General features: G+C 45.2%; 9 protein-coding genes. 4 read left to right on the top strand and 5 right to left on the bottom strand.

What is annotated here, in order from left to right:
- Positions 1-2,686: 2,686 nt before the first annotated feature.
- Entirely contained in the window at positions 2,687-3,859 is a 1,173-nt protein-coding gene (locus FTO70_RS13790; protein ID WP_255336337.1) for a type III PLP-dependent enzyme, read from the bottom strand.
- Positions 3,860-4,200: 341 nt separating this feature from the next.
- The gene (locus FTO70_RS13785; RefSeq protein ID WP_255336336.1) at positions 4,201-5,625 is read right to left on the bottom strand and encodes an APC family permease; all 1,425 of its coding nucleotides are present in this window, start codon (positions 5,623-5,625) and stop codon (positions 4,201-4,203) included.
- A 179-nt stretch (positions 5,626-5,804) separates the two neighbouring features.
- Between FTO70_RS13785 and FTO70_RS13780 the strand changes: the two genes are divergently transcribed.
- On the top strand, positions 5,805-6,698 hold the full coding sequence (locus FTO70_RS13780) for a hypothetical protein (protein ID WP_255336335.1): 894 nt from the start codon (positions 5,805-5,807) through the stop codon (positions 6,696-6,698).
- A 100-nt stretch (positions 6,699-6,798) separates the two neighbouring features.
- Here the strand turns inward: FTO70_RS13780 and FTO70_RS13775 are convergent, their stop codons facing one another.
- The gene (locus FTO70_RS13775; RefSeq protein ID WP_255336334.1) at positions 6,799-7,980 is read right to left on the bottom strand and encodes an FprA family A-type flavoprotein; all 1,182 of its coding nucleotides are present in this window, start codon (positions 7,978-7,980) and stop codon (positions 6,799-6,801) included.
- Between the two features lie 401 nt (positions 7,981-8,381).
- Here FTO70_RS13775 and FTO70_RS13770 point away from each other — a divergent pair, with 401 nt between their 5' ends.
- Both FTO70_RS13770 and FTO70_RS13765 read left to right on the top strand, forming a co-directional pair.
- Entirely contained in the window at positions 8,382-9,902 is a 1,521-nt protein-coding gene (locus tag FTO70_RS13770) for a glutamine synthetase family protein (protein WP_255336333.1), read from the top strand.
- On the top strand, positions 9,895-10,122 hold the full coding sequence (locus FTO70_RS13765) for a hypothetical protein (protein WP_255336332.1): 228 nt from the start codon (positions 9,895-9,897) through the stop codon (positions 10,120-10,122). Before FTO70_RS13770 ends, FTO70_RS13765 begins: the two co-directional genes overlap by 8 nt.
- Before the next feature lie 306 nt (positions 10,123-10,428).
- Here FTO70_RS13765 and FTO70_RS13760 read toward each other — a convergent pair whose 3' ends face one another.
- Complete coding sequence (locus FTO70_RS13760; RefSeq protein WP_255336331.1) at positions 10,429-10,752, bottom strand: YbjQ family protein; 324 nt, start codon at positions 10,750-10,752, stop codon at positions 10,429-10,431.
- Positions 10,753-10,760: 8 nt separating this feature from the next.
- The gene (locus FTO70_RS13755) at positions 10,761-10,982 is read right to left on the bottom strand and encodes a hypothetical protein (protein WP_255336330.1); all 222 of its coding nucleotides are present in this window, start codon (positions 10,980-10,982) and stop codon (positions 10,761-10,763) included.
- A 301-nt stretch (positions 10,983-11,283) separates the two neighbouring features.
- Here FTO70_RS13755 and FTO70_RS13750 point away from each other — a divergent pair, with 301 nt between their 5' ends.
- Positions 11,284-12,123, top strand: a complete 840-nt coding sequence (locus FTO70_RS13750; protein ID WP_255336360.1) for an ion transporter — start codon at positions 11,284-11,286, stop codon at positions 12,121-12,123.
- Positions 12,124-12,461: the final 338 nt, after the last annotated feature.

The following is a 12,461-nucleotide window of genomic DNA, read 5'->3' as shown; positions in this document are numbered from 1 at the left end:
CTATAAGTAAAATAAATTCTCAAGCACTACAAGATAAAAATAAACTCTTAAGTAATTGGCAGGGGCCTGGTTCCCGTCCAGCGGCCCCTACCGATGATCCAACCCCGGAGATTGAGAGGAAACCCTTAAACTCTCAATCTACACTTTTTATAATCACGTGTACATATATATCATAACCGATCCAAAATATTTCTTGCCTTTGGAATCTTGTATGATGATGTTAATTTTTGCCTTCATTGTAATTTTTAACGGCGTTAATTTCTTCGGTGTTTATTTCTTCGGTCATCTACATTTACGTAGTTGATATTTATTCGATCAAATCGAAATAAATAAAACCTTTTTCAAATTGCTTTTCAGGTGCCTGCACTCTCACCGGCTGGGAAACCGACGGAGTTTTCCATTAGTATATATGTATGACGAATATGAATGGCTGTCGCCTACTTTTACACAGCGCTCCTCAAGTAAAGAGAAAAATAGCTGGCTCAATATCCCTGGCTCAATATCCCTGGCTCAATATCCCTGGCTCAATATCCTGAATTTTAGCTCCTACAAGCTGAAGTCTTCATCTCACGGCATTTTTTCTGTTCATCTTTTGTCCAGAGGAGTAAGCCCGGTCTTTCTAAAGTAAGAAAAGGAAAGAAAAGGCAAAAAGTAAAAGCGACCAAAAAGCCGGTAATGGTGCAAACAAAACAGAATTTCCACCGGCAGACTGGCTCAGTCACAAAGGGTTGGATGCATCATGGAAACATCATACCGGGGGTTAATCAGTAATGATTAAAAATTAAGAATTAAGCGTTAAGGCTCCTTTCAATCTAATTCACTCACAAGTTTTATTAATATGCAAAAACATTACAAAAAAAGGCAGTCCAAATCAAAAGTCTTTTATGAATCGGAGATAGGGATCCGGTTCCCGTTTATAACAGATCCCTATCAATGATCTAACCCCAGAGATTGAGAGGGAACCCTTAAACTCTCAATCTACATGTATTTTATTATTATGTTGTTCTATATATAATAATCGTTTAAAATTATGTAACCCTACTTAATTATTCAATCATCTTTATACTTTTCCTGCAATTGAAAGTTTCAGGGGCATTGAATTTTTCTACGGCTTTAATATAATTATCTATACATTAAAATTCCGTGTAAAGCCATTTTTGTGTTTTTCTCTAATCCAACTTTTTCTCCAAAACCTTTTATGCAACTTTAATAGCTTTCACCTGTTTCCTGTCTGCTGGACATCTACAGATCGGAGTAAAGAAATACACCGTTGAGAGGGCTGAAGAAACGAGTCTAGCTGAAGGGATAGGAAGTAAAAACGAGTCTAACTGAAGGGATAGGAAGTAAAAACGTAAAAGGATGTAAAAGGAAGTAAAAATGAGATAAGTGTTCCGTAAAGTGTTCCTTACTTTGATTCATGTTTACAGGCGAGTGTTGGCCGTCTTTTTTCCCTCCGAAAAATATGAGACTAAAGGAGAAGGACAGGTAGATGGTACCGATGATGCCGACATACCTTCAACATTAAAAATCCTTTCCATTCATGGAATTTCACAAGCTTTATCTAGAAATAATACCTCTAAAAAAATAAAATAGCAAAACGAAAGGCATTTCAAAAGTAGGTGATAGGAGCCGAGTTCCCGTTCAACGACTCCTATCAATCATCTAGCCCTGAGATTGAGAGGAAACCCTTTAACTCTCAATCTACATTTCCTTTATAGTGTTGTAAACCCATATATCATAATCGATGTAAAAAGTAATTTGTTGTTTTAATCTTCAACCACGTTACTTATTTTTCCGTTGTTGAAACTTTTTACGGCTTTATATATTTTCTCGGCATTTTATATAAAATACGGATACCCTTTTATCGTTCTTTCTTGTCGTTCTTTCTTGTCGTTCATTTTTACCAGTCATTCTTACCAGTCATTCTTACCTCTCCTTTTCTTTGTCTATTGTCCTTACTTTTGCGGATGCTTGCGGATAATGCAGAGCAAAATAACAGTCTATGAGGACCTGCAGTATCACAGAATTGGAAACTCTCAGGTGTCCAAAAAGCGTAAAAACTGTTAGGAAAAAGAAGAAATGCCAGGGAGAAAGAACATGCCGGATGGACAATTAAACCTGGAATAAATAGTATGACCATTCATAAGCTTTATTTATCATGAAGGACATTTCAAAAACCAGGCGCAATATACAAAAAGTATTTTAAGTGTATATTTTAGAAGTGTGTGACAGGGGCCAGGTTCCCGTCAAAGGCCCCTATCGATGATCCAACCCAGGTGATCGAGAGGAAACCCTTTAACTCTCAATCTACTTATTTTTATAATCACAGAGCTATATATCATAACCGATGTAAAATATTTGATGTTATCTAAAATTTTGACCCCATTGTATTTTTTCACAGCAGTGAAATTTTCAACAAATATAAAGTATCCACCTTAATTACAAAATTAATTACAAAATTTACATAAGATATTTGCCTTTTTTATATTGGGTCTTTTTGCCATTTTTTCCAGCTTGCAGGCTTCAATGCATGTAATTTATGCAGCATGTCCTTTTTTTGCCTTCAATTCGTTGCTATACTTGCGGGAAAAGTGCATGTGAACCGGGTACAAAAGAATCGGGACAAAGGAAGCAGTAGAAAAATAAAAAATAGAATAGGGCGCACAGGCCCTTTAAATCACGTACTTTAAATCACATACGCCTTCAGCGGCGGGAAGCCGTTGAAGTTTACGGAACTGTAGCTCTGGGTGTAGGCGCCTGTTGTAAAGATGTAGACGCGGTTTCCTTCCCTAAGGGTGTGGGGGAAGGCGTATTTGTGGTGCTCGTAGAGGATGTCCATACTGTCACAGGTAGGGCCTGCAAGGATTACCTCTTCGGCGTTGCCTTTCTTTTCGCAGTAGATGGGGTATTTGATGCATTCGTCGAGGGTTTCGATCAGGCCCCCGAACTTCCCGATGTCAAGGAAGACCCACCTGTACTGGTTGAACCTGGCTTTCTTGGAGACCATGACCACTTCGCTTACTATTATGCCGGCATCGGCGGCAAGGGAACGGCCAGGTTCTATAAGGATTTCCGGGAGTTCTTCTCCGAAGTCCTCGTGTAAAAAGCGGCGTATTTCGTGGGCATAGGTCTCAAGGTCGTGGGCCGGGGAGAGATATTTGGCAGGGAAGCCTCCTCCCAGGTTGATCATCTTCAGCTTGATGCCTTTTTCACCCGCAGCTTCGAAAAGGTATTTGCACTTGGAAATTGCGTTATCCCACTGTCCGATGTCACGCTGCTGGGAACCCACATGGAAGGAAAGCCCGTAAGGTTCCAGCCCCAGGGATTCGGCTTTCAGGATTAGCTTGTAGATTATGTCCGGGTGAGCCCCAAATTTCCTGGAAAGCGGCCAGTCTGCCCCATCGCTTTCCGTGAGAATCCGGAAAAAGACCCTCGAACCCGGTGCGTTTTTTGCAAGCTTCTTAAGGTCGCTTTCGGAGTCCGTAACATAAAGCCTTATGCCCTTCTCATAGGCGTAAGCAATGTCCTTTTCCTTCTTGATCGTATTTCCGTAACTGATCCGCTCAGGTTCCACCCCAAGCCTGAGTAGCTGGTCCAGCTCATAGACTGTTGCCACATCAAAGCTGGAACCTTTGTTTTTAAGGGCAAGAACGACCTCATCCATGGGGTTTGCTTTTACTGCATAGTGAATTTTTGCAAAAGGCATATGCTCGATAATTTCATCGTACATTCGCTCAATCTTCTGCAGATTCACAATAAGGAACGGAGTCTCTTTGTCCTTGGAAAACTTTTTAATCTTTTTGAAATCTTCACTGGAGATAAAATCTTCCAGTGGAAACTCATATGCCTCTTTTCTCATATCTACTCCTTATTCGGTCTTAAACTGATTCTTAATTTTTAGTACTTAATCGCTTTAAATCGATTTTTAAGAGTTTTGGATTGATTATTTGAAAAATCCGTAGATAAAGTGGTCCAAATAGTGTTTTAAGTATATAAAACTAATTCTTGAAGAATATAAGGATTTAAAAAGGTTTAAAACCTCATAATATTCAATTAAAATCGTTATATTCAAAAAAAAAGCTGAATTAACCTTTATTTTCATTCTAACGAAGTTTCAAGCTTTTTCCGGTTTTTTTAGTTTTCCTGGGTGGTCAGTTCTCTTTTTACGTCCTGCTTCACTCCTCTCTTTCCCTTTCTGGTTCACTCCTTTCTTCCTCTTGTTTTAAGAAACACCGCCAGGATGCCAATGCCTGCCAGGGTAAAACCATAAGCCATAACTTCGGCACTCAGCTGGAGGAATAAAAATACTGTTGAAAGGGCGCCTATGGCCGGAGGCAGGGGAAAACGGCCGATGTTTAGGGGGACCCTGAAGGGGCGCTTTTTCTCGGGTTCTGTATAGCGGAGCTTTATCAGGGAGAGGTTGACCATGAAAAAGACAATGAAGATCATGAAATTTGAAATGTTTGCTACGGTTGCAATGTCCCTCAGGAAAACAAAGGCGACAGCAAGGACCACTATGAAGGAAATTGCGGCCCAGGGGGTTCCGAACCGCGGGTGGACCCTGGCCAGGATTTTTGGGAGCGAACCCGAGTCCGCTATGCCGTAGATGATTCTTGAGCCTCCCAGCATCACGACAAGTACGGTGTTTACCGTGGAAAAAAGGGCGATCCAGGAAAGAAGGGCAAAAGCGTCAGCTCCTAGGGCCACAGCCGCAATATCGGCAAGTGGGGCACCTGAAGTCCCCAGGGCCCGAAAGTCAAGCACGCTTACTGCTGCTACTGCCACGCAGACATAAATGAGAACCGTAGAAAAGATTGCAAGGAGCAGGGCCATAGGCGTGGTCTTTTCGGCGTCTTTTGTTTCCTGGGAGAGCCGGACAATGTCTTCAAAGCCTAGAAATGCGAAAAAGATCAGGGCCGAAGCTTCAAAAACCCCTGCTGGGCTCGTAGCCTCAAAGTAATCGACCGAGCCCAGATAAGGAAGCCCCACCCAGATAATAAGCAGAAGCCCTGAAAACTCTATCAGCGTGATAAGAATCGCAAGCCTCGCCGACTCCCTTATCCCGTAAAGCATTATAAGGCCCAGGGCAAGGATTAAGCCGATTGCCCCGCTTAAGATTCCTGCCCCGAAAAGGGTACTGAAGTAGCCACCGAAACCCAGGGCAACCGCAGAACTGGTGATAACCACCACGTAGATAATCAGTAGCCCCACAAGGAGCCCTGTCCTTTCCCCAAAAGCCCTCCTGACAAATTCATACTCTGCCCCGGCCCGGGGGTACATGGAAGAAAGTTCCATGTAGCTGAGGGCAGAAAGTGCAGCAGTCACCCCTGCAAACAGAAAGGAGAACCATACAAGGTTGCCTGCAAGCCCCGCAGCTTTTCCCACAAGCACGTAAATCCCTGCCCCAAGAATGCTGCCTATCCCGGTTAGCGTGACTTCCGGCAGGCTCAGCTCCCGCTTTAGTGTCGACTCCCCTTCCACAGCAAACCCCTCTCCATAATAAAGCAAACCCCAGGTAACCTTTACCGCCTTCCCCCTCTCGCAGGCTTTCAGCAGGCTTTTCGGAGCCTTCCCCGCCTTTTCCCTGCCTCTTCCCTGAGCCTCTCCTGAGCCCTCCCGGAGCAATATTTTTCCAGGAATTACATTTGAAATTCAAGTAATTATATACCCGGAGATAATTATATACCCGGAGAAACAATGTTTCTGAAAATTTTGCTTCCAGGCGTTCAGTTTCCTTCTTAAATGGAGGTCGAAAGAAGATTGAATACGGAAGACCTATACTCTTTAAGCTGCTAACACACTGTATGCAAATTAACAGGTTGAGTTCCATCACCCGCTCCATTGACCTGTCCTATCCCACAAACAGGGCCATTGCGGTAATCAGCCTCCTTTTCCTTTTTGGGATTGCATATTTTCAACTTTTTTCCGGAAAACCGGTCTCTGTGGCACTTGTTTCAGGTTTCAGGGCAGGTTTTTCTGTCTTTTTTGCCTGGGCACTCGCAAGGGAAATTGATCCTGATAATGAGCTCTCGGCTTTTGCTGCAGCCTTTATGGCCTGTCTGTTTTTCCTGTATTTCCTTTCTCCTTTTTTCCCTTCTCCGTTTCTTCCTTCTCCCGGGCTGCTCGCCCTGTTCCTGTTTCTTCTTTCAATCCGCATCATAAACAGGAGCACAGGCCTTCCCGCAAAACTTTCCGATTCCGTGGGGGTGCTGCTGCTCTCAGGCTGGCTTTCCCTGCAGGAAAGCTGGATCTTCGGCCTGATTGCTGCACTGGCCTTTTTCCTGGACGGTTTCCTCCCCGGACCAAACCGCAACCACAGGGTTTTTTCAGGAGCTGCATTTCTCATTTCCCTATTTGCACTCTCTGGAGCCGGAGCAGCCGGAACAGTAGAAGTAGCCGGAGGAAAAGAAGTCATTTTCGGGGATGCAGGAATGTTAGTGCTTGCAGCATCCTTTCTTTTCCTGCCTCATATCTTTTTTTCCCGGAAAATCAGGACAAAAGGAGACCTTTCCGGGAGCCCCTTAACTCCGATAAGGGTTCAGGCAGCCCAGCTCAGCTCCCTGGCAGGTGCACTACTGCTTGCAGGGCTTGAAGGGTGGTGGGGAATAGAAGTTCTCATGCCTTTCTGGGGAGCGTTGATCGGAGTCCCTATTTACGGATATGCCCGGCTCCTGCTGCAAATGTTAAGTAAGGCCTGAACCTGGAAATGGTCTGAACGCGGAAATGGCCTGAACGCGGAAATGGCCTGAATTCCTAAATTGCCTGAACCCGGAAATTTCAGGCCATCCGGCCTCCAGTTCACCCTTTCATTTTTTGAGCGAGCTCGCGTCCGATTTCCTCTACTTTTTTCAGGTCTTCTGCCCCGGCCCTGCCTTTTACCTGGACCGTTCCCACAACTTCAAGGTTCAGGGGGGCCAGGATTTCTCCTGCCTGTTTTACTGCCCCTCCTCCCCAGCCGTAGGAGCCGAGCAGGACCCCGTACTTTGCGGGGGGCTTGAGTGCTTTTATCAGGGAAGCGCCGTGAAGGGCGAGCGGGTGCATGCCTGCAAGGACAGTGGGTGTCCCGAGCACGACGGCCCGGGAGTCCACGAGTTCCTGGGCAACGTTTCCTATGTCGGAAACTGCAAGGTCATACAGGCGGACCTCGATTCCTTCTTTTAGCAGGGTTTCGACCATAGTCCGGACCAGCTCGCCTGTGGAGCCCCACATGCTTACATAGACTACGAGGGCTTTGTTTTCGGTTTCCCCAGCCGTCCATTTCGCATAGGCGTCCATGATCCGCTTTGGGTTTTTGTAGATCGGGCCGTGGCTCGGGGCGATCATCTCGATTTCAAGGTCCTTGAGTTTATCAAGGGCCTTTGCCCCCATTTTCCGGAAAGGCATCATGATCTCCCCGAAGTAGCGTTTGGCCAGGGGGATAAGGTCTTCGATCTCTTCGTCAAAGGTCCCCTGGGCGGTGTGGGCTCCGAAAAAGTCGCACGGGAAAAGGATTTTGTCCTCCGGCAGATAGGTGAACATGGTCTCGGGCCAGTGGAGCCAGGGGGCTTCCATGAAGCGGAGGGTCTTTCCCCCCAGGTCGAGGCTGTCTCCCTCGGCAACGGTCCGGATCCTTTCTTCCGGAATGTCGTGATAGATCCTGGCCATCTTTACGCCTCTTTCCGTTGTGACAAGCACGGCATTTGGGGCTTTTTCCAGGATGTAACGGATTGCACTCGAATGGTCGGGCTCGGCGTGGTTCATGATTAGGTAGTCCAGTTTTTCCAGGCCGGAGACCGTGTTAATTTTAGTTTCGAATTCTTTTTCAAACCCCGGGTTCACGGTATCGATAAGGGCTGTTTTTTCCTCTCCCTTCACGAGGTAAGCGTTATAGCTCGTACCCTCGGGCAGCGGGATCAGCGCATCAAACAGCCGGCGGTTCCAGTCCTTTGCCCCGACCCAGAAAACATTTCCGGCAATTTCGGGAACGTTATAGCTCTCCATCTTTTCTTTCCCCTCTCTCTCGAGTCGGCAGGAAACGGCAAGAAATGCCAGCCTGAAAATCAGGCTGCTGCCTGTCCATTCGACAAGTATATTTATTTAATTACTGTATGGTACTCGCCCAATATATCTATTGGGCAGGCCCTCCTGAGGTATCTGTTTCAAGTGTTAGAAAAAGCCGCCTCCTGATTCTTTTCTTTTAATTTCCACTTTTTTACAAAGAGCTTCCAAAGGAAACGTTTATATAGACAGCAGTAAGTTATCTTCTTCCTATCAGGCAAGAATTCACAAAATTATGATTGATGTGGGAACAAGCGAGCCTGAAAAATATTCGGTATTGAAATGAGGCTTTGAATACTCGAATATTCTAATCGGACGTGTTTCAATCAAAAGAAGGGATAATTATGAAAACATCATCAATAGAACTTAATCCGAACAAACTGGTACAGTACCTCAACAAACCAGCAAGCGAATTCACCAAAGAAGACATTATAAAATTCATTAAGGAAAACGGCATTAAGATGCTCAACTTCCGCTATGTTGGCGGGGATGGAAGACTTAAAGCCCTCACCTTCGTGATCAGAGATGAAGAGCACCTTGACAATTTACTTTCCGCCGGTGAGAGAGTAGATGGATCAAGCCTTTTTACGTACATTGAGGCAGATTCAAGTGACCTCTACGTCCTCCCTAAATACAGGACCGCCTTCGTAAATCCTTTTGAAGAAATCCCCACTCTGGATATCCTCTGTTCCTACTTCGACAAGGACGGAACCCCCCTCAAAAGCGCGTCTGAAACCGTCATGAAGAAGGCTCTCCAGACTCTTACCGAGAAGACAGGCTACGAGCTCCAGGCAATGGGCGAACTCGAATACTACATCATCGCCAACAAAGATGAAGTCAACATGAATTTCCCGGCCGTTGACCAGAGAGGATACCACGAGTCCAATCCCTTTACCAAATTCGATCAGCTCAGGAAGGAAGCAATGATGTACGTTTCCGAAGCTGGCGGAAAAATCAAATACGGGCACTCTGAAGTCGGGAACTTCACTGACGATGAGTACTACTACGAGCAAAACGAAATCGAATTCGAGACTGACTCACCTGAGAGTAGTGTCGAAAGTCTGCTTGTTGCAAAATGGATGCTCAGGATGCTTGCAGACCAGTACGGTGTAATTGTCAGCTTTGCCCCGAAGATCACTGTCGGAAAAGCCGGAAGCGGGCTGCACGTCCATATGAAGCTCCTGAAGGACGGAAAGAGCGTTATGGTCGAGAACGGCGATGTTAGTGACACTGCAAAGTGTGCAATGGCTGGTCTTCTTGACATTGCATCAGGAATCACTGCTTTTGGAAACAGGATCCCCACATCCTACCTGCGCCTTGTCCCCCACCAGGAAGCTCCTACAAATATTTGCTGGGGAGACAGGAACCGCTCTGCCCTTGTCCGTGTTCCCCTTGGCTGGTTCGCTGAAGAATCCAGCAGGATGATAGCCACCGCCAATCCAAATTACGACGATGAGTTCAAGAGCCACAGCTACAAATCTACCTTCGAATTCCGCGCTGCAGATCCCTCGGCTGATCTTTACCTCCTCCTTGCAGCCTTTGCTGTAGGTATCCGCCACGGGTTTGAAATGGACAACGCTCTTGAGGTTGCAAAGAACCTCTACATCGGTGTCAACATTTTCAAGGAAGAGCACAAGGACAGGCTTGCCCAGCTTGAACACCTGCCTGCTTCCTGCTACGAGTCTGCTCAGGCCCTGAAGAACCTGAAGGATGTTTTCATGCAGTACGATGTCTTTACTGAAGGTATGATTAACGACTCCGTAAAATATCTTGAAGGCCTTAACGACAACCAGCTCAGTGAGAGACTCTACGGCAAGAACGAAGAAATCAGGAAACTTGTGAACGCTTACATCCACATTGGATGATATCGTAAAGACTTCAAACAACCTTTTTTCTTTTTTCCACCGGGAAAAAAGAGCAGGGTTCATGCTTCTCAGGAAGCAGAACCCTGTAAAAAACGATTTTTCTCCTTATTTCTTACAATTTTTTCTCCTTTTCCTCCTTAATTCTTACAATATTTCTGACGCGTTAATGGTAATCGAGATCCTGAACCAGGTCTTCGTAAACGATCCTGCGGTTTCCTGACAGAGGGTTAGCAGCCATTGAATTGAAGGATTCCTGAACTAAGGCCGAACTTACTGGAATAGCCTTATCGACCCGTTACTCTCCCGGCCGCAAGTCCGGCTTTCCCGAAATAAATGGTAAAAAGATGAGTGGAAAGTAAGTTCCGGTCTGAAAAGTTCACTCCAAAAGATACTCAACAACAGTCTTAAAAGCCGCCGCTAAAGGACTGTGTGAATTGAATGGGATGAATAAGTTGAGACAGCGTTAGCTGCGCTGTGAAGACTTAGCTGCGCAGTGAAAACTTCTTTATTACCTGATGAACAATGATTATTCCTTATCCCTTATCTTTACAGCTGTTCCGTATGCAAGTATCTCGGCTGCCCCTGCCATAACCATGGAGGTCATGAACCTGACATTTACCACGGCATCAGCCCCCATCTTTTCGGCATCCTCCACCATGCGGTTGATCGCCTTCTCCCTTGCCTCTTCAAGCATCTCTGAGTATTCTGTCAGTTCGCCCCCTACGACGCTGCGCAGCCCTGACATGATGTCCTTGCCGATATGCTTGGCCTGAATAGTACTGCCGCGGGCCATTCCAAGGGTACGTGTGATCTCCTTTCCTGCTATTGTATCTGTGGTTGCGATTATCATGTTCTCACCTAGTATCTCCTTTCAATCTCCTTATCCTCAGCACCCATTTTTTCCTTTATCAGGGCCAATAAAGCCAGTACTATACCTGCTACAATTGCCCCGATGGACATTTTAAGTACCAGGCTGGACTCTATGGTAAAAAAATCATAAAGGGCATATCCCACCAGCAAGATGAAACCTGTGACTGCCAGTCCGATGCCAAGATTTTTCACTGCTGTGTTGCTGTTCATGGAACACCTCTCAAACAAAATTTGAAATCATACAGAAACCAGGTTGCTTGAGATATTATATAAGTACAGGACATATTATATCACTTTCGTTATATTAATGGACATGTTTCATCTTATAAAACTATACCAAAAAAATGAGGCAGTTCCCCTACTATAACCTTAAGCCACTGCAAGAAAATACTTATTACCTTGTGAAACATAGGTGGGCGTAACTGCTTTGTAAGATGTTGCATCATAAGCTCATCTTCAAAAGCTTAAAACCTTGATTGCGTATCAAACTCTTGCTGCGTGGATGTTAACAATGGCTGCTTCAGTGAAAAATAACCCGCAAAATAGGCCGCCTGAGAGTAATTGGCGAAATACGTTATATACAATAATATTTGAAGCAGACACCCCCGCTGGAAAGCTTTTTGATGAAGTCCTGATTCTTAGCATCCTGCTGAGCGTTATTGTCGTTATGCTCGACAGCGTAAGCAGTATCGCGGTTAGATATGGCAATTTGTTCTATATCCTGGAATGGGTTTTCACGATACTGTTCACAGTGGAGTATTTTTTGCGCCTTATCTGTGTTGGCCGCCCCCTCCGATACGCCACGAGTTTCTTTGGTATCATAGACCTGATGGCAATTCTTCCGACATATCTTAGCCTGCTGTTGCCAGGCAGCCGGTACCTGCTGGTGATCCGGAGTTTACGGTTACTCAGGGTTTTCAGGGTGCTCAAACTTGCTCAGTATCTTGGTGAAGCTGATTTATTGATAAGAGCTTTACGTGCGAGCCGGCGAAAAATAACCCTATTCCTGTTTACTGTTTTGAACCTGGTGGTGATACTGGGCTCCCTGATGTACGTTATCGAAGGGCCAGAGAGCGGGTTTACCAGTATACCCCGGAGCATCTACTGGGCAATCATAACCCTTACAACCGTGGGATACGGGGACATAGTCCCCGAGACGAATCTCGGACAGGCCCTGGCATCGGTTATCATGATAATAGGGTACAGCATCATAGCGGTCCCGACAGGCATTGTCACATCCGAGATCACCTATGCAGGCAAATACTCTAAAGGAAGGGTATGTCAAAATTGCAGTTTTGAGGGACATGACATCGACGCTAAATTCTGTAAGCATTGTGGGGCAAGATTATGAACTTACATTTGACTGTTTGGTCTATTTTTCAGGAACGTTTTCCATACTTTTAACACAACCGTAAACCTACAGTAGAATTCCTGAACTAAAACTGACTTAACCGGATAGCCTTATTGAGTCGTTCCTGTTCCGGACTCAAGTCCGGCTTTTCCGGAATAAAATGGAAAAATATGAGTGAAAAGTGAAAGAAACAGCGTAAAAATGAGTACAACAACAAAAAATAGATTAATATTTAAAAACAGTCTGAGGTCATATTACTCTAGATTTTCTAATTATCTTTTTGGAGAGGGGTGCCAGGCAAGCTGGCGGAGGCTTTTGAGTTTTTATCGAGAAAAAAT

This window comes from Methanosarcina sp. KYL-1, assembly GCF_024372725.1.
Lineage (GTDB): Archaea > Halobacteriota > Methanosarcinia > Methanosarcinales > Methanosarcinaceae > Methanosarcina.
The sequence above is the reverse complement of the archived record's forward strand: the minus strand, read 5'-3'. Positions and strand labels throughout refer to the sequence as shown.